This is a genomic window from Planococcus beijingensis (assembly GCF_016820615.1).
Taxonomy (GTDB): domain Bacteria; phylum Bacillota; class Bacilli; order Bacillales_A; family Planococcaceae; genus Planococcus; species Planococcus notacanthi.
The window spans coordinates 105,792-130,935 of the sequence record NZ_JADHDZ010000003.1 but is presented as its reverse complement, the minus strand read 5'-3'; the positions used below and the strand labels follow the sequence as shown (position 1 = coordinate 130,935).

General features: G+C 43.2%; 26 protein-coding genes. 16 read left to right on the top strand and 10 right to left on the bottom strand.

Annotated elements, in window-relative coordinates; translation table 11 throughout:
- The first annotated feature begins 149 nt into the window (after window positions 1–149).
- Window positions 150–875: a class I SAM-dependent methyltransferase gene (locus IRE19_RS09230; RefSeq protein WP_203340154.1), complete on the top strand. Its 726-nt coding sequence runs from the start codon at window positions 150–152 to the stop codon at window positions 873–875.
- 109 nt (window positions 876–984) lie between these two features.
- On the opposite strand, the gene IRE19_RS09225 is transcribed toward IRE19_RS09230, so the two are convergent.
- Window positions 985–1,656: an HAD family hydrolase gene (locus tag IRE19_RS09225; RefSeq protein ID WP_191714792.1), complete on the bottom strand. Its 672-nt coding sequence runs from the start codon at window positions 1,654–1,656 to the stop codon at window positions 985–987.
- 99 nt (window positions 1,657–1,755) lie between these two features.
- Entirely contained in the window at window positions 1,756–2,694 is a 939-nt protein-coding gene (locus tag IRE19_RS09220) for a Gfo/Idh/MocA family protein (protein WP_203340153.1), read from the bottom strand.
- A gap of 186 nt (window positions 2,695–2,880) precedes the next feature.
- Between IRE19_RS09220 and IRE19_RS09215 the strand changes: the two genes are divergently transcribed.
- The 13 genes from IRE19_RS09215 (at window position 2,881) to IRE19_RS09155 (ending at window position 15,762) form a co-directional block, all read left to right on the top strand.
- Window positions 2,881–3,192, top strand: a complete 312-nt coding sequence (locus IRE19_RS09215; RefSeq protein WP_191714794.1) for a PTS sugar transporter subunit IIB — start codon at window positions 2,881–2,883, stop codon at window positions 3,190–3,192.
- Between the two features lie 19 nt (window positions 3,193–3,211).
- Window positions 3,212–4,498: a PTS cellobiose transporter subunit IIC gene (gene celB / locus IRE19_RS09210; protein ID WP_203340152.1), complete on the top strand. Its 1,287-nt coding sequence runs from the start codon at window positions 3,212–3,214 to the stop codon at window positions 4,496–4,498.
- A gap of 43 nt (window positions 4,499–4,541) precedes the next feature.
- The gene (locus IRE19_RS09205) at window positions 4,542–4,847 is read left to right on the top strand and encodes a PTS sugar transporter subunit IIA (protein WP_203340400.1); all 306 of its coding nucleotides are present in this window, start codon (window positions 4,542–4,544) and stop codon (window positions 4,845–4,847) included.
- 103 nt (window positions 4,848–4,950) lie between these two features.
- The gene (locus IRE19_RS09200) at window positions 4,951–6,348 is read left to right on the top strand and encodes a glycoside hydrolase family 1 protein (protein WP_203340151.1); all 1,398 of its coding nucleotides are present in this window, start codon (window positions 4,951–4,953) and stop codon (window positions 6,346–6,348) included.
- A gap of 18 nt (window positions 6,349–6,366) precedes the next feature.
- The gene (locus IRE19_RS09195) at window positions 6,367–7,689 is read left to right on the top strand and encodes a 6-phospho-beta-glucosidase (protein ID WP_203340150.1); all 1,323 of its coding nucleotides are present in this window, start codon (window positions 6,367–6,369) and stop codon (window positions 7,687–7,689) included.
- A gap of 176 nt (window positions 7,690–7,865) precedes the next feature.
- Entirely contained in the window at window positions 7,866–9,797 is a 1,932-nt protein-coding gene (locus IRE19_RS09190; protein WP_203340149.1) for a BglG family transcription antiterminator, read from the top strand.
- A gap of 51 nt (window positions 9,798–9,848) precedes the next feature.
- Entirely contained in the window at window positions 9,849–10,763 is a 915-nt protein-coding gene (locus IRE19_RS09185) for an ROK family protein (protein ID WP_203340148.1), read from the top strand.
- A gap of 31 nt (window positions 10,764–10,794) precedes the next feature.
- Window positions 10,795–11,748 carry a mannose-6-phosphate isomerase, class I gene (manA, locus tag IRE19_RS09180; protein ID WP_203340147.1) on the top strand — a complete coding sequence of 318 codons (954 nt, stop codon included), beginning with the start codon at window positions 10,795–10,797 and terminating at the stop codon, window positions 11,746–11,748.
- Window positions 11,749–11,856: 108 nt separating this feature from the next.
- Window positions 11,857–12,123 (top strand): phosphocarrier protein HPr, encoded by a 267-nt coding sequence (locus tag IRE19_RS09175; protein WP_203340146.1) that lies wholly within the window; start codon window positions 11,857–11,859, stop codon window positions 12,121–12,123.
- Window positions 12,124–12,711: 588 nt separating this feature from the next.
- Complete coding sequence (locus IRE19_RS18560) at window positions 12,712–12,756, top strand: erythromycin resistance leader peptide (RefSeq protein WP_203334236.1); 45 nt, start codon at window positions 12,712–12,714, stop codon at window positions 12,754–12,756.
- A 361-nt stretch (window positions 12,757–13,117) separates the two neighbouring features.
- On the top strand, window positions 13,118–14,014 hold the full coding sequence (locus tag IRE19_RS09165) for a macrolide 2'-phosphotransferase (protein WP_203340145.1): 897 nt from the start codon (window positions 13,118–13,120) through the stop codon (window positions 14,012–14,014).
- Between the two features lie 129 nt (window positions 14,015–14,143).
- Window positions 14,144–14,326 carry a hypothetical protein gene (locus IRE19_RS09160; RefSeq protein ID WP_203340144.1) on the top strand — a complete coding sequence of 61 codons (183 nt, stop codon included), beginning with the start codon at window positions 14,144–14,146 and terminating at the stop codon, window positions 14,324–14,326.
- Window positions 14,302–15,762, top strand: coding sequence for an Msr family ABC-F type ribosomal protection protein (locus IRE19_RS09155; protein WP_203340143.1), 1,461 nt, complete (start codon window positions 14,302–14,304; stop codon window positions 15,760–15,762). The genes IRE19_RS09160 and IRE19_RS09155 overlap by 25 nt, the downstream gene beginning before the upstream one ends.
- Window positions 15,763–16,093: 331 nt before the next feature.
- On the opposite strand, the gene IRE19_RS09150 is transcribed toward IRE19_RS09155, so the two are convergent.
- The 3 genes from IRE19_RS09150 to IRE19_RS09140 form a co-directional block, all read right to left on the bottom strand.
- Window positions 16,094–16,963: a cation diffusion facilitator family transporter gene (locus IRE19_RS09150; protein ID WP_203340142.1), complete on the bottom strand. Its 870-nt coding sequence runs from the start codon at window positions 16,961–16,963 to the stop codon at window positions 16,094–16,096.
- Between the two features lie 396 nt (window positions 16,964–17,359).
- Complete coding sequence (locus IRE19_RS09145) at window positions 17,360–18,310, bottom strand: nucleotidyl transferase AbiEii/AbiGii toxin family protein (protein ID WP_203340141.1); 951 nt, start codon at window positions 18,308–18,310, stop codon at window positions 17,360–17,362.
- Window positions 18,279–18,926 carry a DUF6088 family protein gene (locus tag IRE19_RS09140; protein WP_203340140.1) on the bottom strand — a complete coding sequence of 216 codons (648 nt, stop codon included), beginning with the start codon at window positions 18,924–18,926 and terminating at the stop codon, window positions 18,279–18,281. Before IRE19_RS09140 ends, IRE19_RS09145 begins: the two co-directional genes overlap by 32 nt.
- A gap of 350 nt (window positions 18,927–19,276) precedes the next feature.
- Between IRE19_RS09140 and IRE19_RS09135 the strand changes: the two genes are divergently transcribed.
- The gene (locus IRE19_RS09135; RefSeq protein ID WP_203340139.1) at window positions 19,277–19,954 is read left to right on the top strand and encodes a leucine-rich repeat domain-containing protein; all 678 of its coding nucleotides are present in this window, start codon (window positions 19,277–19,279) and stop codon (window positions 19,952–19,954) included.
- Between the two features lie 282 nt (window positions 19,955–20,236).
- Here the strand turns inward: IRE19_RS09135 and IRE19_RS09130 are convergent, their stop codons facing one another.
- The 5 genes from IRE19_RS09130 to IRE19_RS09110 are packed head-to-tail and all read right to left on the bottom strand — an operon-like array spanning window position 20,237 to window position 24,396.
- Window positions 20,237–21,790 carry a hypothetical protein gene (locus IRE19_RS09130; RefSeq protein WP_203340138.1) on the bottom strand — a complete coding sequence of 518 codons (1,554 nt, stop codon included), beginning with the start codon at window positions 21,788–21,790 and terminating at the stop codon, window positions 20,237–20,239.
- Complete coding sequence (locus IRE19_RS09125; RefSeq protein ID WP_203340137.1) at window positions 21,783–22,496, bottom strand: ABC transporter ATP-binding protein; 714 nt, start codon at window positions 22,494–22,496, stop codon at window positions 21,783–21,785. The genes IRE19_RS09130 and IRE19_RS09125 overlap by 8 nt, the downstream gene beginning before the upstream one ends.
- Window positions 22,497–22,515: 19 nt before the next feature.
- Entirely contained in the window at window positions 22,516–23,283 is a 768-nt protein-coding gene (locus IRE19_RS09120) for an ABC transporter permease (RefSeq protein ID WP_203340136.1), read from the bottom strand.
- The gene (locus IRE19_RS09115) at window positions 23,280–24,170 is read right to left on the bottom strand and encodes an ABC transporter ATP-binding protein (RefSeq protein WP_203340135.1); all 891 of its coding nucleotides are present in this window, start codon (window positions 24,168–24,170) and stop codon (window positions 23,280–23,282) included. Before IRE19_RS09115 ends, IRE19_RS09120 begins: the two co-directional genes overlap by 4 nt.
- Entirely contained in the window at window positions 24,145–24,396 is a 252-nt protein-coding gene (locus IRE19_RS09110; protein ID WP_203340134.1) for a PLDc N-terminal domain-containing protein, read from the bottom strand. Before IRE19_RS09110 ends, IRE19_RS09115 begins: the two co-directional genes overlap by 26 nt.
- Before the next feature lie 215 nt (window positions 24,397–24,611).
- Here IRE19_RS09110 and IRE19_RS09105 point away from each other — a divergent pair, with 215 nt between their 5' ends.
- The gene (locus tag IRE19_RS09105; protein ID WP_203340133.1) at window positions 24,612–25,130 is read left to right on the top strand and encodes a helix-turn-helix domain-containing protein; all 519 of its coding nucleotides are present in this window, start codon (window positions 24,612–24,614) and stop codon (window positions 25,128–25,130) included.
- Window positions 25,131–25,144 lie beyond the last annotated feature (14 nt).

Sequence of the window (25,144 nt, the reverse complement as noted above, 5' to 3'; positions counted from 1 at the left end):
TCACCCAATCAATTTCCAATTACCTTTATTGTAGTTTAAAAGTCCTAAGTTTACTAGTCGATATTTTCTGTTAAATCTATGAATCACTTTCTATCAAACTTCCGCCCATCCGCTATATAATAAAAGAAAAATCGGAAGGGTGAGTCCGCATGAAGCTGTACCAGGAACTGGCAACGTGGTGGCCGTTATTGTCTCCGCATACGGAGTACGAGGAAGAAGCCCATCTTTTCCTGAAAATCATCCGACAGTATCATCCTGCAGTCAAAGAAGCGCTGGAATTCGGTTCGGGAGGAGGCAGCAATGCCTTTTACCTGAAAAAGTATTTTTCGATGACATTGACGGATTTATCCCCGGACATGCTGGCAGTCAGCCGCCAGCTGAATCCGGATTGCCCGCACATGCAAGGGGACATGCGGACGATCGAAGTGGGCAGCCAATTTGATCTGGTGTTCATTCACGATGCGATTACGTATTTTACGGATAAGTCCGATTTGCTGGCAGTCATGAAAAACGCCAAGAAACACCTGAAACCGGATGGACTGCTGTTCATCATGCCGGACGAGTACATGGAAACGTTTGAACCACGGACGGACCATGGAGGAATTGACAAGGACGGACGGGGCATGCGGTATTTGGAGTGGACTTATGACAGCGACCCGGACGATCAGATATTGGAAACAGAATATGCGTATGTTATGCGGGACAGGGACGGGAAAGTGACCCATGAGCATGACAGCATGAAAGGCGGCTTGTTTTCCATGCCGGAATGGGAAGAGCTGCTTAGGGAAGCGGGATTTCAGGCTCATTTCGAACGGGTTGTGTTTTCGGACGATCCCCGTTCCTTTTTCGGAATTGCCGCGACACAACCCCATTAAAAGAGTGGAGAGTGTATCAGACTGTTCGAATTGCTTGGGTGCGAAGAAGAAATTTTGATGAAAATAGAAAAAGAGGGTTCTGGCATCCAGCCAGAACCCTCTTTTCACTTTAACGATTTATTTTCACTGAAGCCACATACTCAAGAAGCTCCGTCAAAGGCATATCTGCCATCGAATCCAGCCGGTGCTCGACTTCACAGAAATCCATCGTGCTGGTGATTTTGTTCGGTACGATGACGCATCCCATGCCAGCCCGTTTGGCGGCCGTCGCGCCGTGAGCCGAATCTTCGAAAACCAGGCAGTTTTCCGGAGCCAGTTCCAAACATTGCGCCGCTTGGATATACAATGCGGGATCAGGCTTCACTTTTTCCACATGATCGGAAGTCCGGATGCACTGGAAGTAATCGAACAATCCTAGGTTCTTTAAATGGCCCGAAACCCAGCGGTAGCTAGAACTGGAAGCCAAACCGATTTTTAATTCCATCTCTTGTGCCATCCGCAGGTAATCTTCCACGCCGTCACGCGCTTTCTCCTGCGCCAATGTCGAAAGGAACTTTTCTTTGTACTGTTTTTCAAGCAAGGCATGCTCGACTTGTTTCCCGATTTGTTCCTCCATATAATGGAACGGCGAGAATCCACTGTCGGTGCCAACTTCGTTTTGCCATAACGCCAGCGGCAATTCACTGCCATGCTGGCCAAACATTTCCTGGAGAATATGGTATTGATGCGTTTCCGTGTCAAAAATCAAACCGTCAAAATCGAATATGATTCCTTTTATCATAGGGCACTTCCTTTGCTGTTCAATTGGATAAGTTGAGTAATCGAGCTGATCTTACATACCTATTTTATCAGGTTAAGAACGTTTCTTTAAAACGATCGTTCACACCAGCAGTTCCATTACTTCCCGTGAAATGGCATGGGTGTTAATGGATGATTCCAATTGTCCGTTTTTCACACAGTTGATGAACTCGGCCAATTCGTAATACATCGTATCGAATTCATGCGCTACAGACAAATCCTCTGTCCGGCCGTCTCTGTAGTTGATGGTGATGTTTTTCGGGTCACTGATCCGGTCGATTTGAATCGTGCCGTTCTCGCCCTGTATTTCACTTGGTAAAAACGAATTCGAAATCTTCGAGTACATAATAATGGCTTCCATGCCATTGTAGTTCAAGATCATGCTGCCTTGTCCATCGGCACCTGTCGACAGAAGGTAATCGTTTTTCCATGCCGACTCCGGTGCTCCCGCTAAATGAACGACCGGCGCGATGCCGTAGACACCAAGGTCCATTTTGGCGCCGTTGCCGAGTTCCGGTTTAAAGGCATTTTCAATGATGCCGTTCTTGTAATTGTCGTAGCGTGACGAGTATTGATTGTAATGGAAGACGAAACGGCGGATCGGTCCAATCTTGTCCAAGTTCTTTTTCAAATTCAGGAAAGAAGGGGTCACCGTTGATTTCATCGCTTCCATAAAGGTTGTGTTGTGCAGGCGGGAAGCTTCGATGACGCGGTCCATTTCCTCAACGGACGTGACCGCCGGCTTTTCACATAGGACGTGGATGCCGTGTTCCATTGCCAAAATGCTTTGCTCGGCATGGAAGGCGTTGGGGGATGCGATATAAACAGCATCGATGTCACCGCTGCTGAAAAGCGCTGATAAATCCGTGTAAACTTTCTCCACGCCGTATTTTTCCGCAAATGCGCTGCCGGTCTCTGTCGAACGGGAATAAACTGCGCCGATTGTAAATTCAGTATGCTGATTTGCCGCTTTGATAAAGCGGTCGGTAATCCAATTCGTTCCGATGATGCCAAATCTCATTGTGATTCCTCCTATTGACTGATGGTATGCTTATCTTCTATTCTAACGCAGATTTCCAAAAAATGAGTGGTTACTCTTTTCCTCCATGAAGCGGAAAATTAATGAGTAGAGTTGTAAGCGGTTTCAACCTAAACTGATATTGTAGTCGAATATTTCAGAAAATTAAAGGGAGAGGGGTTATACAAAATGAAGAATATTTTATTGGCGTGTTCAGCAGGAATGTCGACCAGTCTACTGGTCACCAAAATGGAGGAAGCAGCAAAAACGAAAGGGCTTGAGGTGACGATCTGGGCGGTCTCACAGGACAAAGCAACGAAAGACATGGAAAAGGCGGATGTTCTGCTGATCGGTCCGCAAATGAGATTTTTGAAAAAGAAATTCGCAAAAGTGGCGGAAGAAGTCGGTATCCCGTTGGAAGTTATTGACTCAATGGCTTATGGCAGATTGGACGGCGAATCCGTATTGAATAGAGCAATGGAATTAATCGAAACCTATTAACAGGAGCGGAGGAAAGAAAATGGAAAACAATAAATTCATGCAGTTTCTGGAAAGCTTCTTGCTGCCATTGGCGGATGCACTGAACAACAATCGTTACTTGACTGCTTTGCGTGATGGCTTCATGGTTGCTTTGCCTTTAATTATTTTTGGTTCCATCTTTGTGGTGATCGCCAACCTGCCATTCCTCGATCGTGTCATCAGTCCGGAAGCCTATACAGCCTATCAAAATGCGTTAGGTCCGGCTTCTGCTGCGACGCTCAGTATCATGGGGATGTTCGTCATCATTGGCATCGGCTACAAGCTGACCGCCCATTATGGACAGGAAGCCATCTATGGTGGAGTTGTCGCTTTGGCGGCATTCCTGATTTTGACGCCGCAGGTTTTGGAAGATGTACCGGGTGTGATTCCAACTTCAGCCCTCGGAGCACAAGGCATGTTCCTTGGGATTTTCACTGCATTTCTTTCTGCAGAGCTTAACCGCTTTTTCATTGAGCGTGGCTGGACCATCAAAATGCCGGCCGGTGTGCCTGCAGCGGTATCAAAATCATTCAGTGCCTTGATTCCGATTACGTTGACGCTATCGATTTTTCTGCTCATCCGGGTACTGTTCAGCTTTACTTCATTTGAAACGATGCAAGCCTTTATTTTCACGATTATCCAACAGCCGTTGACGATTCTCGGAAGCGGGCTGCCGGCGACGATTATCATTGTCTTGCTGACACAGGTTTTCTGGTTTTTCGGTCTCCATGGGCAAATTATCATCAACTCGGTATTCGATCCTATCTGGTTTACATTGAATGACCAGAACCTGGTGGCTTTCCAAGCCGGAGAAGTACTTCCGAACATTGTGACCAAACAATTCATCGATTCATTCCTTGTCGGAATGGGTGGAACGGGAATGACGCTTGCCGTCATTGTATTGATTTTTGCCATCGGAAAAAGCCGTCAGCTCAAAGAGTTAGGGAAACTCGGAGCACCGGCAGGCGTTTTCAATGTCAATGAACCGATTATCTTCGGATTGCCGATCATCATGAATCCGTTAATCATCATCCCTTGGATGCTGGCACCGGTTGCAGTCACACTCATCACTTACTACTCGATGGCAGCAGGGCTTGTTCCAAGACCGGCAGGCATTATCGTGCCTTGGACGACACCACCCATCCTCAATGGCTTCCTGGCGACAGGAAATGCGTGGCAGGGCGGTGTGCTTCAGGCAGTTAACATGCTGGTCGTCATGGTGATCTGGTGGCCGTTCCTTCGGATTCTGGACAAAAATTATTATGATACTGAACGGGAAGAAGCATGATCATTTTCCAAAAAACTATTAGTAGAGGTGACAGCAAATGCAAATGGACACAATTACAGAAATTGCTTTTCAAATAATCTTGAATGCCGGAAACGGAAAATCCAGCGCTATGGAAGCCATCCAGGCTGCAAAAGCCAATGATTTTGAGGAAGCTGACAGGCTGCTGGTTGCAGCGGGCGAAGAACTGGGTAAAGCCCATGCGTACCAGACCCAATTGCTGCAAAAAGAAGCCAGCGGAGAAGAAAACACCATTACGGTCATGCTCATCCATTCTCAGGATCATCTGATGACTTCGATGACTGTCCGGGATCTGGCTGTCGAAATCGTTGAAATCTACCGGAATAAATAAAAAAATGCACTCAGTGGGATGTTTAGATCTACTGAGTGTTAACTGAACTAATCGGACTTTTACGGACCGTTAAAGCGGAATAGAACCCAATGGAGGTTGCAGAATGGCTTTACAGTATAAGTTTCCAGAAGGATTTTGGTGGGGGAGTGCGACTTCTGCCACCCAGATAGAAGGGGCTGCAGACGAAGGTGGGAAAGGGCGCAACATCTGGGATCAATGGCATGAAAATGAACCCAATCGTTTTTTTGATGGCGTAGGCCCGGCATCCACTTCTGATTTTTATCATCTATATAAAGAAGATATTAGGTTAATGAAGGAAATCGGCCACAATACATTCCGGCTGTCCATTTCCTGGTCCCGCCTCATTCCGGGAGGACAAGGGGAGATCAATCCCGAAGCGGTGGCTTTCTATAACAATGTCATCAATGAATTGATTGCCCAGGAAATCGAGCCCTTCGTCACGCTGTACCATTTTGACATGCCGTTTGAACTGCAGGAGAAAGGCGGATGGGAGAGCCGGGCCGTTGTAGAGGCTTATGCGAAATTTGCCGAAGAATGCTTCCGTTTGTTCGGTGACCGGGTGAAGAAATGGTTTACGTTCAACGAACCGATTGTACCGGTCGAAGGCGGCTACCTGTACGATTTCCACTATCCAAACGTCGTCGACGCGAGACGCGCTGTGCAAGTGGCCTATCACACCATGATTGCCCATGCCAGAGCGGTTGGTGTGTTTCGGGCAGCCGGGATTGAAGAAGGCCAGATTGGCATCATCCTGAACTTGACGCCTTCCTATCCAAGAAGTCAGCATCCGGCCGATCTGAAAGCTTCCAACGCCGCCGATCTGTTTTTCAATAGAAGTTTTCTGGACCCGGCAGTTCTAGGGGAGTATCCGGAAGAGCTGGTGGAAATGCTGAGGGAGCATGGCCAGCTGCCACATACCGAAAAAGGCGATCAAGAGCTGGTGAAATCGGGAATTGTCGATATTTTGGGCGTCAATTACTATCAGCCGCGACGTGTCAAAGCCAAAGAACATCTGCCGAATCCATACGGGCCGTTCATGCCTGATTGGTATTTCGATAATTACGAAATGCCCGGCAGGAAAATGAATCCGTACCGGGGCTGGGAAATCTATGAAAAAGGCATCTATGACATCATGGTCAATCTGCGGGACAACTACGGGAATATCCAGTCCTATATTGCTGAAAACGGCATGGGTGTCGAAGATGAGTCGAGGTTTGTTGACAACGGTGAGATCCAGGACGATTACCGCATCGAATTTATCAGCGGGCATTTAACCTGGCTGCATCAAGCGATTGAAGAAGGCTGCAATGTCAAAGGCTATCACTTATGGTCATTCATGGACAATTGGTCGTGGATGAATGCCTATAAAAATCGCTACGGCTTCTTTTCAGTCGATATTGAAACGAAAAAACGGACACCGAAAAAAAGCGCCCATTGGATCAAACAGGTTGCTGAACAGAATGGCTTCAACAGAGCCTGAAACGGGAGGGATGAACAGATGGAAGGCATTAAAATAGTGACAATCGGCGGCGGCTCCAGCTACACGCCCGAGCTGATCGAAGGCTTCATTAAACGCTACCCTGAAGTGCCGGTCCGGGAATTATGGCTCGTCGATATTCCGGAAGGACAGGAAAAGCTCGAGATCGTCTCAGCGCTTGCCAAACGGATGGTGGAAAAAGCGGGGGTGCCGATTGAGATCCATATGACACTTGACCGACGGGAAGCATTGCCGGGAGCGGATTTTGTCACCACACAAATTCGCGTAGGCCATTTGGAGGCCCGTGCCAAAGATGAACGGATCCCATTGAAATACGGAGTGATTGGCCAGGAAACCAATGGTCCGGGCGGCTTATTCAAAGGGTTGCGTACCATACCGGTCATTTTGGAAATCTGCAGGGACATCGAAGAGCTTTGCCCGGAAGCCTGGTTCATCAACTTCTCGAATCCTGCCGGAATGGTGACAGAAGCTGTCCTGCGCTACAGCGGAATTACGAAAACGATTGGCTTGTGCAATGTGCCGATTGGGATGCATATGGCTGTGGCAGAGATGCTTGAAGTCGATCAAAGCCGCGTCCACATCGACTTTGCCGGATTAAACCATATGGTCTACGGACTGGAAGTATATTTGGACGGTAAAGCCGTTATGGGCGAAGTGCTGGATAAGCTGACAAGCGGGCCGTCGATGACGATGAAAAACATTGTCGATGTCGGCTGGGAAAAGGACTTTATCCAAGCCCTGAATCTGCTGCCATGCCCATACCACCGCTATTACTACCAGACGGAGAAAATGCTTGAGCAGGAACAGCAGGCGCTGCAGGACAAAGGAACGCGCGCCGAAGTGGTGCAGGAGCTGGAAAAAGAATTATTCACTTTATACAGCGACGAGAACCTGGCGGTCAAACCGAAACAATTGGAAGAGCGGGGCGGTGCATTTTACAGCGATGCGGCCTGCAACCTCATCAACTCCATCTATAACAACAAACAGGATATTCAGGTGGTCAATGTCCGGAATAATGGAGCGATTTCCAGTCTTCCGGCGGATTCGGCAGTAGAAGTCAGCTGCATCATCACAAATGAGGGGCCAAAGCCGATCGCTATGGGCGGCATGCCGGTTGCAGTCAGTGGTCTGGTCCAGCAAATCAAATCATTTGAGCGCCTGGCTGCTGAAGCGGCTGTGACGGGAAGCTACCATACTGCTTTGCTGGCAATGGCCATCAACCCTCTGGTTCCGTCAGACAGTACAGCCAAACAAATCCTGGACGAAATGCTGGAAGCGCATAAAGAATACTTGCCTCAGTTTGAAAAGTCTTATGCAGGCTGAAGCAGTTTAGAGAAATGATTTTAACTCAGCGTATTTCTTGTGAAAGCAGAAATTTATGTCGGTGCGAATTAAATATAAGTAAAAAGAATCATTAATAATTGATTAGTTAAGGTATATTAGACTTAAAGTAACAGTGGGAAATAGATTGAAAAGCGATTGTAAGGAGAAGTGGTGATATGTTGACCTCGCGAATGAAAATAATATTCCGTGAGTTGATGGCTGCGGAAACGCCGATTACAGGTAAATACCTGGCCATGATTAATCAGGTGTCTTCGCGGACCATCCGTGAAGATATCAAAGCATTGGATTCACTGCTGGTTGATCATGGGGCTTATATCGATTCGGTCATGGGGCAGGGCTATAAACTCGGAGTCATGGAAGATCCGCTTTTCCGCAGTTATTTAAAAAAGCTGGCTGCAGAAGATGCGGAACTGGATTCCTTCGTTCCTAAAATGCCCGAGGAGCGGATCGCTTATTTGGTCAAACGGTTTTTATTAAGCGATGGTTATATCAAGCTTGAGGAATTGGCTGATGAAATGTATATAAGCAAATCGACTCTCCAAAACGATTTGGGGCATGTGAAAAAAATGCTGTCGGCGTATGATATCCGTCTGGAATCACGTCCGAATTATGGTTTGTATGTCCATGCTGATGAACTGAAGCGCCGGTTTTGCATGGCTGAGTATGTTTTTGTTCGTGAAGCGCCGGTAAATGAACTGTTCAAGCCCCATTTTGCTTCGTTGACTCAAGAAGAGTTGGATACCATTTTAGCGATTGTCATGGAACAGATTCAGGAAAGCGGCGTTTTTGTATCAGACATTGCCATCAATAATTTGGTGATTCATCTGGCAATTGCCTATAAACGAATCAAAGAAGGCTATAACGTTACGTTACACTCATCGGATATTGATGAAATTCTGGAGCAAAAGGAATACAAAGTAGCCCAGAAAATCGTCAGGAAAGTACAGGAGAAATTTGCTGTTCATTTTCCTTTGGAAGAAGTGGCTTACATTGCGATGCATTTACTCGGCACCAAGATAGCTGCGCATCCGGAAGCCGGTGAAAAAGCGGTCCAGCAAGTGATCCAAAAAGAAATTTATGCATTGGTGATCAAGGCATTGGAACGGATCGAATCGAAACTGAATTTGGGCATTCAGAATGACCAGGAATTGATCATCGCCTTGAGCCTGCATTTAAAGCCGGCTGTAAACCGTTACCGGTACGGCATGAACATCAGAAATCCGATGCTTCAGGACATCAAGGTCAACTATCCCGTTGCGTTCGAAGCTGGAATTCTTGCGGGAATGACGATCAATGAAGCGATTGGGACGGTCATCGATGAAAATGAAATCGGCTACCTGGCCCTCCACATAGCGGCGGCCATTGAACGGCGTAAATCCGAAATCGTTCCGAAAAGATGTCTAATCGTGTGCGCATCCGGATTGGGGACGGCCCAATTGATTTACTACAAATTAAAATCTCAATTTGGCGATAGCCTGGAAGTGGCCGGCACGACCGAATATTATAAGCTGAAGAATTGTGAGCTGGCCGGTATTGATTTCATCATCAGCTCCATTCCCATCCAGGAAGAACTGGCGGTGCCGGTGATTGTGGTCAATGCCATTCTGGGAGATCCCGATATCCGGAAAATCGAAAAATACATCTTGAAGGAACAGCAGCATATTTCCGCCTATTTCCAAGAAGAGCTGATCTTTCTGGGGCAGGAGCTGCGCACAAAAGAGCAGGTGCTGGAATTTCTTCATAAAAAGTTGATCGAACGCGGGTTGGTGGATGAAGGCTGCCTTCAGGCTGTATACGAACGGGAAAGAGTGGCACCGACATCCTTTGGCAACCTGGTGGCGATTCCGCATCCCATTACCCCGCATTCAACAACGACTTTTTTAACTGTCTGCACACTGAAAAAACCGATTATGTGGAAAGAAAAGCCGGTTCAATTTGTCTGCCTGTTGAATGTCATGAAAGACAGCCAGGAAGATCTTCAGGTCATGTATGATCTGCTTGGCAGGATCATTCACGACAGCGCGGTTGTTGAACGGTTAATCAAAGCCAAAACCTATGAGGACTTTATGAAAGTAATCGCTTTATAGAACAACTCGGCTCTTGCCGAAGAGGCAATCTTTAGGTTAGGAAGTGGAAGAATGAAATATGCCATTGGCGTTGACATCGGTGGAACCAAGACAGCCATTGCGGCAGTAGATGAGCGGGGAGTCATCGTCAGCCAATCGGTTATTCCGACAAACCTGCAAATCCGGCCCCAAGCGATGATTGCTGAAATTCAACAGGAAATCAGCCGTGTCATCGAAGAGTCCGGCGTCTTGATAGAGGAGATTGCGGGAATCGGCATAGGGGCACCTGGTCCGCTGGACAGTAAAAATGGTCTTATCTCTTGTCCGCCCAATTTGCCGGCATGGGTGGATATCCCGGTTCGGGAATTGATTGGACGTTCATTTTCTGTTCCGGTTCTATTGGAGAATGATGCGAATGCCGCAGCTCTTGCCGAAAAATGGATCGGGGCAGCGGTTGAAAATGAGAATTTCATTTATATTACAGTCAGTACAGGAATCGGCGCTGGAATCATTGCGGAAGGTAAGCTTCTCAAAGGGTTGAAAGGCAATGCTGGAGATATTGGCCATATGGTCATTGACCCGTCTTTTGGAGAATGTGTCTGCGGGCAATGGGGCTGTCTGGAATCCATTGCATCCGGGACGGCGATTGCTAAACGGGCTTCAGCAATCATCGGCAGGGAGGTAACGGCGAAAGATGTTTTCCGTTTTTACAAAGAAAGGGATCCCGACATAACTGGCTACATGGAAGATGTCTTTAACGTGCTCGGAGTGGCTTCTGTCAGTATGATCAATACCTTCGATCCTGAAAAGATTGTTTTCGGCGGCGGGGTTTCTAAATTCGGAGAGCCGATGTTCGATTCAATCCGCCAGTACGTCCGCCGCTATGCCTTGAACCCAACAGGCCGAAAAACAGAGATTACTGCGGCTAAACTGGGGCAAAATGCCGGGGTTATCGGTGCGGCAGCCCTCTGTTTTCAAAATGGGTAATTTCATTAAACGGGAATCGGAGGAACTTCATATGTACGAAGAACCTATTTTTTTGGAACCAGTCTTCCAGAACCGGATTTGGGGTGGAAAGAGACTCCATACCCTTTTCGGCTACAACATCCCTTCGGATAAAACAGGAGAAGCATGGGTGATATCGGCTCACGAAAAAGGGCCATCCATCATTGCCAACGGCTTGTTAAAAGGAAGGAATCTGATGGAAGCCTGGAACGACAATCCGCTGTTGTTCGGTAAAAAACAACGAGACGGAGATTTTCCGTTGCTGGTAAAAATTTTGGACGCCAACGAAAGTTTGTCTGTTCAAGTCCATCCAGATGCCGGTTATGCAAAGGAAATGGAAAACGTCCCGTATGGAAAAGCGGAATGCTGGTACGTATTGGATTGTGAACCGGACAGCCAAATCATTTTGGGGCACCGGGCAGAGAGCCGGCAAGATTTCAAAGAACGGGTGGATGCAGCGCAATGGGATGAGCTGCTGATGCCGGTATCGGTCAAAAAAGGGGATTTCTTCTATATCCCCAGCGGTACCGTCCATGCCATCGGAGAAGGAATCATGGTGCTGGAAATCCAGCAGAGCTCCGATATCACCTATCGTCTATACGATTACGATCGGAAGAGTAATGAAGGGAACACACGCGAACTTCATATTCAATCAGCGATTGATGTCATCAATTTTCCTTACCATGCTGTTCAACCTTCCCAAAACTCAGTGAATGACGGGGACTTGGAAAGTAAGCAATTAATAAAAGAACCCTATTTTACGGTGTATCATTGGATCATCCGAGGGAAAGTAGACACTCCTTTGAAAATGGACTATCTTTTGATCAGTGTCATTGGGGGATCGGGAGAAATCTCTGTCAATGGAAACAGGTTTGCATTAGCCAAGGGCACTCATTTTATTTTGCCATCGATGGTCGAATCATATGGAATCGAAGGAAATCTTGAACTGATGGTCACCCATGAATAAGCAGGTTGTACCCTTACATGAACAATAAGCGAGAGAAGAAGTCCATTTTAAATTAACTGATTGTTCGGTTAAATTGGAGTGGCTAATCGACAGAGGAGTTGGGACAGAATGGTAGAAAAAAAGTTTGTAATCACAGATAAAGCAGGGATTCATGCCCGACCGGCAGCAGTTTTGGTTAACTTGGCAAATAAATTTGATTCGGAAGTAAACATTGTCCATCGGGAGAAAAAAGTGAACTTAAAATCTATTTTGGGATTGATGTCATTGGGAATCGCTTACGGCACCGAATTTAAAGTGAACATTGAAGGGGCAGATGAAAAAGAAGCCCTTAACGAACTTGAAAGCTTGATGCAAAAAGAAGGACTGGCTAAATAACGCATTTCTAAAAAGGGCAGTCCCACAAGTCCAGCAAAAAACGGAAGGAGAAAAAGCATTCCTTTTTCTCCTTCCGTTTTTTTGAATGGGAATATTTTTCTGAAAAAAATTGGCGGGAGAGGGAAGCTGATGTTTTCATGGCTTCTAATTGTCGGCTTTTATTTTAATCTTTGTTACTAACGCTTATGTATTCAGGTTTGCACTGTTACAAACTTCTCTTCGTAAAACGATTGTTTCCTCTCATTTACCCGAAAAGCGTTCGTAAATATGTATGTAATTTCGCGAACGTTCGTAATGTGTTCTAACACGTTTACGAACGTTCACTTTGCCGTTTTTCAGCCTTTTTTCAACCGTTCGTAAAAGTGTACTTTTACGAACGCTAATTAATTAGAAATGCATTTATATTCCTTAGTCAATTTATGTGTGGAAATAATTGGTGCATCAAGTAGAACTTTAAACTCCTATGAAATTATTAATTTCTATAAATGAATTCCAGGAAGATGGAACAAGCCAACTCTTTTGACTAACTTTATTTAGTAATTTACAATGATGAATGTACGCTTATTCGATAAGGAGGATTATTAAAAAATGACACACTCAATGAAACTTCGTTTCCCGACTTTGAATCAGTAATTGAATACGTTCAAAGGCTCTGTTTGTGAAATCAGAGTAAACGGGATAAGTCTGTCCTTTTTTATTAATCTTCACTCTATAAAATTAAAATAGTTAAAGAAGAGGTACAACTCTACCTTTTATAATTCTGTAGTTTTCTTTCTTCAACAAGGATTTTAAAGGAGTTTGTATGAAATCTATCTTTATTTACCTGATATTAATTGATTAGTAATATCCCTTTTACTCACAGACAAGCCGTCTGTGAGTTTTTTTATTTTCTGGAATCACCATGAGTTTGTCAAATGTGCGGCAGATCATGGAGAGAATACAAGAAAATAGAATCAAACAAATTTATTAGAATAAACAATTGGAGGAAATAAACTTGAATACACTTAAACTTAAACAATTAGCAGCGGATAGAGGATTGGATATTGTAGAAAGCAGCATCAAAATCAATGAGTCGGGTGTTGACTTTCAAGTAGTCCACGCCAAAGATCAACATGGAGATAAATGGATTTTAAGAATTCCACGTAGACCTGAGTCAATGAGACATGCAGGCCAAGAGAAAAAAGCGTTAGATATCCTTCACCAACAAGCGAGCTTTCAAGTTCCGAATTGGTCTATCTTCTCTGAAGATTTAATTGCTTATAAGCAACTAAAGGGCATTCCTGCAGCGACGATTGATGTGGAGCAACAGAACTATGTTTGGAGTTTTGATGAAACCAATGTTCCACCTGCGTATTATCAATCATTAGGCAAAGTCCTAGCAGATTTACACGCATTGCCTCAGGAAGAATTCAAACATATCGGGGTTGAAACCCTTCGTGCCGATGAGTTAAGAACTTCCTTGAAACAGCGAATGGAACGGGTAAAGAAACAATACGAAATCAATCCAGCTTTATGGGACCGTTGGCAAGCATGGCTTGCCGAAGACTCTTTTTGGCCCTCCCATGTAGGAGTGAAACACGGGGACATACATCCGGGTCATATCCTTATTAATAAAAACTATCAAGTAACGGGCTTAATTGACTGGACAGAAGCAGGGATTGCTGATGTATCTGCCGATTTCCTGTCCCATCACCTTCTTTTTGGGAATGATGGACTAACAAAGTTAATCAATGCTTATGAAAATGCCGGTGGAAAAACGTGGTCAAGAATGGATGAGCATATTGTAGAACTTCTTACAACCAGCGCCATCACTATAGCTGAATTTGCAGAAATCTCAGGCCTTCAAGAGATGCACGAAACAGCTGCAAACATGCTCGCTAACGAAATGTAATGAAATGGACTGGTCGTTTAGCTGTGCTTAACGATCAGTTTAGCGCAAAGGGTGTAGTTGCGAATGCAGGAATTGTTGCAGAAGCAACAACTATAGCTGCTTTATTTGCTGTTACAGGATGTTCGATTGTTGTTAATGCCATCACCTGTAAATGGTAACTTGAAATTTGAATTAGGAGGGGAACGTAATGCAATTTTTATTGTTTTATTGATTGATGCGGGCTTGAAGCAGAAGCTCGTATCGATCTTGGCTATCGGTACGAAATTAAAAATTTCGGAGGTAGCAAAATGGAAAAACTTTGTTTTGAATTAAAAAATATTGAAGTGTCCTATTTAGATAAAGAAATCTTGCGAATTGAAGATCTAGCTATCCACCAGTTTGACCGCATTGGCATTGTGGGGAAAAACGGTGCAGGAAAAAGCACATTACTGAAATTATTAGCGAAAGAAATTCAGCCAACAGTGGGGCAAGTGAAGAGTTACGTTGAGCCAGGATACTTTAAACAGCTGGAGACTCCTAAAAAAGAAGAGGCCGGTATTGATCCAGCATTGCTTAGGCAATTAGCGGTACCACGAAATCTAGAGTCACTGAGTGGTGGAGAACAGACGAAATTAAAGCTCGCTCAGCTAATGAGTCATTATTATGAAGCGTTATTGCTGGATGAGCCAACCACTCATATGGATAAGCAGGGCATTTCGTATTTGCTCGAAGAACTTCGCTATTACTATGGTGCTTTGGTGATCATCAGCCATGACCGGGCCGTGTTGGATGAACTTGTGACAAAGATCTGGGAAGTCCAGGATGGGCAAGTGCATGTGTATTCGGGAAATTATAGCGACTACATGAATCAAAAAAGGTTGGAATGGGAACAACAAAATCAAGCTCACGAACAGTTCTTAAAAGAAAAGAACCGACTGGAAAAAGCTGCAAAAGAAAAGATGAAGAAAGCAGAGAAGGTTGCCCAAGCCGGAAAATATTCGAAGAAGGAATCAAAGGCCATGGCAAATCGAATGTTTGAGACAAAATCCAAAGGCACAAGCCAGAAAGCGGTACATCGTGCGGCCAAGGCAATCGAGCAGCGAATGGAGAAGCTCGAGGAAGTGAGTGAGGTTCAAGTTGAGAAGCCGATTGTTTTTCCACATCAGAAAGCACTGGAGCTGCACAATAAATTTCCAATCATGGCCAATCGTTTCACTTTATATGCCGGAGATAATATATTATTGGAAGAAGTGAACTTCCAACTTCCACTTGGTAAAAAGATTGCGATTTCAGGTGTGAATGGGAGTGGTAAAAGTACATTGCTTCAACGAATTGCGAGAAAGGATGAGCAATTGACCATTTCTCCTAAAGCAAAGATCGGGTATTTTCAGCAAATGAGTTATCAGTTCAGCGGTGATGAGACTGTCTTCCATTACATCAAAAATCGTTCGGAACATGAGGATAGCTTTTTAAGGAGCGTCCTTCATTCGATGCAGTTTGTGGATACAGACTTGCTAAAACAGGTGAAAGATTTAAGCGGGGGAGAAGCCATCCGGCTGCAGCTTTGTTTACTCTTTCTAGGTTCTCATAATATCCTGTTATTGGACGAACCAACTAACTTTTTAGATATTAAAGCGATTGAAGCACTAGAGCAGTTCGTAAAGGCCTATCAAGGCACCATCGTATTTGTTTCCCATGATGAGTTCTTTATCCGAAATACAGCAGATATTCAGTACATCCTAAGTAATAAGAAGTTGCAATTGATATAAGGAACTTGAAATAGTCATCGATATTAGTCGATGACTATTTTTTGTTTCTTTAATTACTTGAAAGATTTGTATTTCGAGAAGATTTTTAGTCTTTTATTCCAGTTTATATATCATCAGATTATCGGCAGAGATAAACTATACATCTAATGAAGAAAAAAGGAAGAGAAGCTGCCAATTAGAGCATTTTCTCTTCCTTTTTGATGTTTCAAGTGTCCTTCTTTAAATCCTACTCCTTAAGCAGCAATTTAAATCAGCGAAATACTAAGATTTCTCGAAAAGTTGTTTTATTAAGGAAATCTCTTAGAGAGTTAGAATCTTTAGCGTTTTTCTACTAATTTGGTTCCACATGCACATGAACAGCAGAGATATCATACATCTTCATCAATTCTTTTTCCACCTTTGTTGAAATGTCATGAGCAACGCGAATATCCAAATCGGACCGGACAAGCAGAACAATATCCACTGCCGCACGATTGCCATAGTTTCTGGCTCGGATGTCTTTGACTCCTGTGACACCATAAACGTTTAAGACGGTTTCTTTAAATGATTCAATCAAATTTTTGTCGAACCCATCCGTTAAATCATGGGTGGCATCCCAAAAAATTCCCCATGCGGTTTTGCAAATTAAGAAGCCCACCAGTACGGCTGTCAAGGTATCAAGCCATGGCAAATGAAATTGAGCACCGATAATTCCAACCATTGCCGCGATGCTTACCCAGGCATCGGAAAGGTTATCTTTTGCTGCAGCACGGACTGCCTGACTGTTGATTTTTTTACCCAACTTTATGTTATATCGGTAGACAAAGTACATGATAATTGCAGAAAAACCGCCCGTCCAGGCTGCAAGCAGATCGGGAGCTTCGTGGCGTCCGGCAAAAACAGAAGTGATAGCCGCATAGACTACCTGCAAGCCAATTGCCATCATAATGAAAGAGGCAATTAATGCAGCGATTGTTTCAGCTCGCCAATGTCCATACGGATGATTATCATCTGCGGGCTTTTGGGAAAATTTCAATCCAATCAAAACTGCTATAGAAGCGACGATATCGGTCACATTATTGAATCCATCTGCTGTAAGGGCTGCCGAATCGGCTATGTACCCAATAAACAGCTTGAGTACAGATAAGATAATATAGGCGGTAATACTAATGATCGCACCCTTTTCCCCCAGCTTTAAATTATCATATCTTTCTTGTTCCATAGTTCATTCCCCCACTTTCAAAGTCACTTGAATATGATAACAGCCGCTTATCGAGTGGGTCTACAGCAAAGGTTTTTCAGCATAGCATAAGGAGGGAGGTAGGGCAAGAAAGTTTCAATAAGGAAAGACACTCCAAATCCTTGTGAAATCTAACGTGATAGCTTTTCTTAGTTGCCTTTCAGCCTATTTTTAAATGTATAGAGGTAGATTTATCGGTATATAAAAAAAGTTAACATATGACACCTTATCGGAAGCAGAATCAATTACTAATGAAATCGGGCGGTTCACTGAAGCTCAAAAAGAATGAGGAACTCCGGTCTTTTCGATAACTGGCTAAAGACTATAGCTTTCATGGTTTTCGACAAAAATCGCCCAACCAGTTAGCTGGTTGGGCGTTTATATTTGGATGACAGTTGGTAAAAAGTCGCTGTCGATAATTTTTTTCAAGCTATCGATGGTTTCTTCATAAGACACATCTTCAGCCAGGAACGTTTTCGTATTGCGGTTATAGTCCTGCTTATAGAAATCGGTGCTAATGATTTCATTCAATGTCTTTATCAGTTCATAGCCAGGCTGACAGGAAGCCGTGTCCCGACCATCTCTTCGAATCTCGATCACCTCAGGAATTAGTAATTTCAATCCTGCTGCATCGACGAATCCACTTCCTTCAATCATATGCAGATCGTATAGGTGCCTTGAATAGCGAGTACTTTCTTTTTTTTCGTAATAATCGCAGATGGCAAAGATTTTATCAAGAAACGTCCGGTCGATCGTCTGCACATTCGCCGCAAATGGTCTCATCTCGTATTCATCCAAAAACCGTTCTTTTTCCGCTTCGTCGCCCTCTGCAGCCATAACGAACTTCGTGATGTAATTGCTTACTCCAAGCTGTTCGAATGGAAAGGGCTTATAGGCGACATTCGTTTCCACAAGGATGTGAGGGGACATCTCATCGTCACCTTCAAATACTTTTCGATAGGCAATTTCATACTCATTGAACTCCCGGCCTGATCGAATCTGATCCGGATTAAGCAGGGAAAATCCGAGGTCCTCAATCACAAATTCGATCGCCGCTTTCAGCTTCTTTTTTTCGCTTCTCGGCAGCTTATTGTTGTCTCCAAGCGGAACGCTGAGATCTAGGTCTTCTGAAAAACGCTTGATGACATCGTAGCACTTCGAGAGGGAGGTTCCGCCCTTAAATACAACGCCAGGGAAGACGGAAACCAGCCACTTCAGAAGCAGGGACACATAATAATCCTTTTCAATCTGGAAATTCTGCAGTCCATACGCTGCAGCCGCTGACCGGACCAACTCATTAAACAACTCGTTCTCTTCGTGCAATCGCATCTAATAACCCCAATTCATATACTCTCAGTTTTGTTTTTATCGGGTACACATCGAGATATTCCTTCACTTCCCGTTCATTCAATGACACGCCCTCTAGATAGGACAAGATTTTCTCTTTCACCACTTCAAGCGGTTTTTCACTGTACTGCTCATAATTATTCAATAGGTCGAGCACTTGAAGAAGCTTGTAGTTGGATTTATTCACGTTTACTCTTGGTTTTCGGATGATGAACCTTTTTTTGTAGACATTTACTTCCCGCTTGGCGGCGGAAGCATTATTTGTCACGATGGTCGCAACCGCTGCTGTTTGGGAAGTCAGGCCCAAAGCATTGGCGAAATTGGTACCTGACTTGTAACCGATGATACGATCCCGATCCTCTAAAAATTTTTTTCGCACAATCTGGTCTGTATCTAGCACAGCTGAGCCGAACAGCGGTTTCTTTTTTGGAATGAAGTAGATGCCGTTCTGGACTTTCGCCAGCAGACCTTTGTCAGAAAGGCGCTTGATATACTGCCTGAGGGTACTTGGATTCAGCTTGAGCTCCTCTTTTAGTTGCTCCGTGAGAATAGGTTCATCGTATCCGTATTCTTCTAATAGATATTGATAAAGTTCCATCGGTACTCACCTCTTTCCTATATTGTAACATATTTAAAATACTAATTTCAAAAAACGTTACAATCAATATTGCTGAAACCCAAAGGAGAACTTCTATTTTTTAAAGTGACGAGATAGTTCGTTAATAAAATAGAGGAGGGAGAAATATATCCGCTTAGAGCTGCATTTTCTCCTGATATGTTCGTAAAAGTGTACTTTTACGAACGCTCTGTAAAACAAATTCTCATACAAAGTTACACTCCATAAATTATTTATTCTCACCGTGTTAAAATTAGTAAAAACCATGTCTTCGATTTCACCCATCCTATTGAAAGTTTTGAGGGGGTTACGGAGGGAGAAGGAGCGATAAATTGGATAATTGGAAGAATAATACGATATGGTTTGAAGATATTCCTACTGAATTACAAGGCTATATAAATTTAAAAGAGGAAAAGATGGAAATCGAATCTTTGTCGGAGATAGAATATCTGACGCTGTGGCATTACAAAAGCAAGCTTCATAACTTTGAAGAGCTTCCCTATATGGAAAAGCTTTTGTACCTTGAACTGAACTGGTCTAACCAGCATGACTTTTTTGGCGCCAAGAAATTTCCTGCCCTCAAACGCCTGGAGCTTCATTACTGTACCAAGTTGGCTAGTGATCATGGGATATCCAACTTAGCATCGACATTGGAACACCTGCATATCAACCAATCAAAGAAATTTGAGATGAGCGATGAACTTCTTTCGTTGAAGAACCTTCGAGTTCTCTGTTTGAACTCTTGTGCAGACTTGCCGAACCTGGGCTTCTTAAAACATTTCCCGCAACTCATTAATTTCCGATTTGTAGATACAAAAGTAGTTGATGGGGACCTAACACCAATTTTGGAGCATCCTACTATACGTAGAGCAGGAACCATGGATAAAAGGCATTACAACATGAGTTCTGAGAAACTAAATCGTCTGCTTGAACAAAAGGATGGGGGTCAAGAATACCGATCAGTAGTAAAAAAAGGGAAATGGGAAACATTTCGTTATGTGGAGAAGTGAAAATCGCATCCTCTAACTTAAAAATAGTTTACATATCATGGGTTATCGGAAGCTGCACATATAGAAGGGAGACATTCAGAAAACCACTGAATATCTCCCTTCTATAATTATAAGTACTTACAATGAGGTTACCTACTGCCCAAACAGTCCGAGTAAAGGGAAGAAACAAGAATACCAAGTACATCTCCCAAAAGCCACATTAAGAGAGAAGGGACTCCGAAGGTTCTGGTGCCAATTGCTTCAAAGATAGTGTTTAATTCATACTTGGCAGAGCTAATTGCTTTATTCCATAAGTAACGAGCTTTCCCTTAGCTTGTAAATTAAAACTATAATTATACAGACATTTACCAATAAGAGAAGTTGGAATGTGAAATTGAAATCTAGTAGAATCAAAATCGCCGTGATTGAGATAAGAAATGAACTGATAATAGCGGTGATTATAGTGGATTTACCCTGCTTGATTACTTCCATCTCACTGGACCAGTTGTAATTAGGGAATTTCAAATTGACAAAGAAGCCTAACATGCTAATAAGCAGTAAACTAGTGAGTGTAAAAGAAATGAAGAGCAGTGAATCCAATAGTGATGAACTGAAATTTTGAGTATAGACCAAAATAGCACAAGCTAATCCTGGTACAAAAAGCAGCACGTTTAATGCCATCTTGGCTTTTGCAAGTTCCATCAAAGAGAGCGGAGACGTCAACAAAATCCAGATGCTTTGGCCTTCAAAAGATAGGCTTGAAGACGTGGTTGTGGTCAAAAGAATACATACAGTCGTAAATAGAATGAAGATATACTTGCTTGACATCGTGATGAAGGACAGTTCCAAGGTGTAGTCATACAAAAGAGAGGAAATATTGAACAAATAAGCCAGGCTGCCCATTAGTAATAGCGCAGGTGTAAGCACTGTATTGCTGACATAGGTGATAGATGATAGATATAGTTTCAGCTCTTTTGAGAATAGATTTTTAAATAAACTATTGGAAGAAAACGTGCTGGAATCACGTGCTTTTCTTTTTGACGAAGTAGAGTAGCTTGCAGCTAAGAAAGCATGCCTTTTAGTAAATAGGTATCCGGTTATGAAAACAAGAACGAGGGTTATTGTTAGTAAGCTCACCGAGTTAAAGAATCCGAATTCTGGTGTAGAGTTGCTAATGATGCCGAACAAGTAGAGTGGGGAACTAATAGAAAAAATATCTTTGTAATCCAATGAAGAAGTGCTGTACGTGATATACAAAAGAGGTGAAAGGAATAAAAAGATTGTAAGCAAAGCTTCGATTACATTACTATGGATGGTTAAAAAATTAAGAAGAGTTTTTACTGTTAATGAAATGATGAACGTTGTTGTGATAACTAGTAGAGGAAGTATCACCACAAGAAGAAGACTGGATAATAGTACGAACCAGAAGTCGGGAATAATGAACATATGCAACAAGATGCCAACAAAAATGGCAGTTGCAGCAATGAGTAAATAAAGGATCAGGAGTTTGATTACATTAAAGAGCTTGGCTTGCCACAATGGAATGGGCAGGCTGAAAATAAATTCAGTATCTGACGAAACAATCATTTTCTTAATGCCGCTTAAGATGGTCCAGAATCCCAGGGTCCAAAACAAAATGGACGAAAGAATCGGAAAAAACAACGTAGATTCTTCGTTGCTGTACAAATCAAAAGCGATATAGACAATATAGCCGATGGCCATGACAACAGCGGCACAATAGCCTGCCAACGTAAGAACAGCGTGCTTTCGGTCGTCCTGGTTAGTGGATAATCCCAATCTGGAAAATTGAAAATCATTTGCTAAAATATACTTTTGCAATTGGATTAGCTTACTCATGTGCTGTGATGCTCCTGAATTTTTCACCTAAGCTACTTTCGGACAATAGATTGATCATCGTATCATTGACGACCACTTCGCCGTTGTGGATCATGACCACTTTGTTGCAGAGCTTTTCCGCTACTTCTAAAACGTGGGTCGAATACAACACAATGGATCCTTCAGCAGCCCGTTTTTCCATTTCTTTCTGTAAAAAATAAGTGGCGTTCGGATCCAGTCCGATAAAGGGTTCATCCAATATGATCAGCTTTGGATTGTGCATCAGGATGGAAATAAGCACGAGTCTTTGTTTTATGCCATGCGAATAGGTAGAAATCAACTCATGGATAGCACTGCCGAAATTGAGCTTTTTCAGCAAGGTGTTCAATTGCTCGTTTATCGTCTCGTTGTCAATCTGATAAATGCTTCCAATGAGTTCCAGGTACGAATACCCCGTCATGTTCCCATAGAGCACAGGAGTGTCGGGCGAGTATCCGACCATCTGTTTAAATTCTTGTGGGTTTTTTTCTATGCTCACGCCATCTAATTCAATAGCGCCTTGATCAAAGCCATAAATGCCCACGATGGATTTGATGGAAGTCGTTTTTCCTGCCCCGTTCATGCCGATGAAGGCGCAAATATCGCCTTCCGCTAAATCCAAGGTTAAGTTCTTAATGCCTTTTTCAGATCCTTTGTATAACTTGGTCAAGTTGTTTATCGATAACATTTGAACCAGCCTCCTTCAATCAAGACTTTTTGAGATTCCTATTGGCCCATGAGAGATTAAGTAAAATGAATGCCAAACAAGTTGCAATACTGAAGTAGTTTAAGTCGTGGACCGACAGCAACTGGTTCTCCGCCAGGTTTAAGATGCCGCCTGGGGACAGCTGGAACAAGAAGTGGTTGAACCCCTTGATCAGAATAAAGAAAATAGAAGCGGCGATTGTCGTGACGGCGATTAGGATTGGGCTCTTGACAAAGGTGCTGATCAAGATGGCCAGACTCACGACGAAGAGGATCCATAAACTGTACAACAGCAGAAACAGCAGAAAGTTTGAAAAAGAGAAAGAACCGAATAAGAAAATGGTGTAACCATAGGAAACGGCTGCCCCAATGGAGATGCTGAACATGCTCACTGCCCAATGGCCCGCCAGCTTCGACAATAGGTAGGAGCGCAGGGAGACGGGGCGGGTCAATATGAAATCTTGCATGCCGCTGTTGCGGTCGGCTGCAATCAGCCCCATGAAACTAATAATTAAGATGATGAGTCCGATTTGATTGAATTGGCCGGAAATGGTCGACAAAAGAACTTCGGCAGAACTTGGTACCGGCCGGTTCGGATCGATGGTGATGCCGTCGGCACCGCCAACGTTTTCGAGGATAACGTCCATGTATTTAGTGATTAGCGGTTGGGTAAGGCCCAAGATCACGAAAAACAGCGTTAACCAGATGAACTTAAATTCTTTTGCGGCTTCTACTAGTTCAGTGCGCGTTAATGTATAAAAGTTTGTCATGTGTCCGATACCATCTCCAGGAAAATTTCTTCTATCCCTCTTTCATAAAACGCAATGGACGTAATATCCATTTCTTTTGCAGCGAAATCGTTTACGACTTTCTTTAAATCCAATTCCTCAGCTCCCGTTAAAAGAAAGGTGTTTGGTGATAACCATTCAACGTGTTCGAACTCAGAACTTTTCAATGCTTCACTTGTTTGCGGGACATTCCCCGTCTTAACTAGAATTTGTTTGCGGTATGATTTCTGAAGTACATCGTTTATGTTTCCGACAATCATTCCATTTTTAATGATAATGTACCGGTCGCAAAATTCGCTGGCGTCGTCCAATATATGCGTCGAAATGATGATGGTCGTTTGCTTCTTTAAGCGAGCGATCAACTTTTTTACTTCATTTCTGCCAATCGGATCTAACGCTGAAACCGGTTCATCCAAAATCAGCAACAGCGGTTGGTGCAAAATGGCCTGGGCGATCCCGAGCCGCTGTTTCATGCCGCCGGATAATTGTTCCACTTTGTAGTTTTCCTTATCCTTAAGCCCAACTTCTTCTAAAACCGCTGAAATATTCCCCTTTAAAAATGTCTTGTCCAAGCCCGACAATTTTCCGAAGAAAAAGAGGGATTCCTCACAGGTCATCCAAGGTTTGAAGTCCGTATGTTGGGACAAATAGCCAATATTTTTCTTATGTTGCACGATGGGGGCGGAATGGAATGTAATGTCCCCCTGCTCATGCTGCAGAATGCCGGTCATGCATTTAATGAGCGTCGTTTTCCCTGCTCCGTTTTGTCCCAATAAGCCAACGCATTCACCTTCTGCAATCGAGAAGGTGACATCGCTCAAGATTTTTCTTTTTTTGATGGTCTTATGAAGTTTCTCGACTGTAATCATTTCGGATCATTCTCCTTCCAATCACTAAATACAGTATCGGCCCGAGCAATTGGAGCAATATAATGGCGGCCAGCCAAATATAGGGCGAGACAATTAGTTCTTTTCTTTTGAACCAATCATAAAGCGCGACTCCAATCAATAATAAGTTGAATAAAATAATCGGCAAGGCAAAAGGAAGGATCTGCGGCCAATCGATTTCCAGTAGAGCATTTATATCTGTATTCATCTCAATCACTCCTTCAATTATCATTATCAATAATGATAATTGAAAAGTCAACCACTCTACTGTATTTTAGATATATACTTAAAATAAATTAAAGAGTCATCTCTTTTATTTATTTTTAAGAAAATCCTAATATGGATGTTTACGAGAAGCTGGTAATACGAAAGAAAGACTATATAATAGCGATCTAATCACGAAGAAAAAGGGGATCGAAATAGATGGAATTTGATTTATTTAAAAACCAGGTCAGGTTTAAAATAGCTTTGGAATTAATAGATGTCGATGAAGGATACTCGATTATGCAATTGAATAAATTATTGAAAGAAGTATCGCAAGCGACATTATACAGACACGTAAACTCAATGGTGGATGACGATCTATTGAAAGTCGTTGGCATAAATCGTATTGGAAAAGTTGAAGAAAAGCTATATGCCCTGAATACTCAAGCTTATAAGATTAGCGAAGAAGATTGGCAGTCTGCCACTTACGGCGATAAAATAAAATTTGTAACTTATTTTTTTATGTATATTCTTCAGAACTATAAAGACTATCATGAGAACAGAGTTACAGAAGATACTCAGGATCAAGCGACATTTTCTTTAGTGAAATTGAACTTAACAGATGATTCATTCGAAGATTTTCAGTCGGAGTTAAGTACGTTAATGGAAAAGTACTATAATAGAAAAGATGATAAAGAAGGAAAGGATCGGACGATTTCCATGGTGATTATTCCGTAATTTCTCTTCTTAGA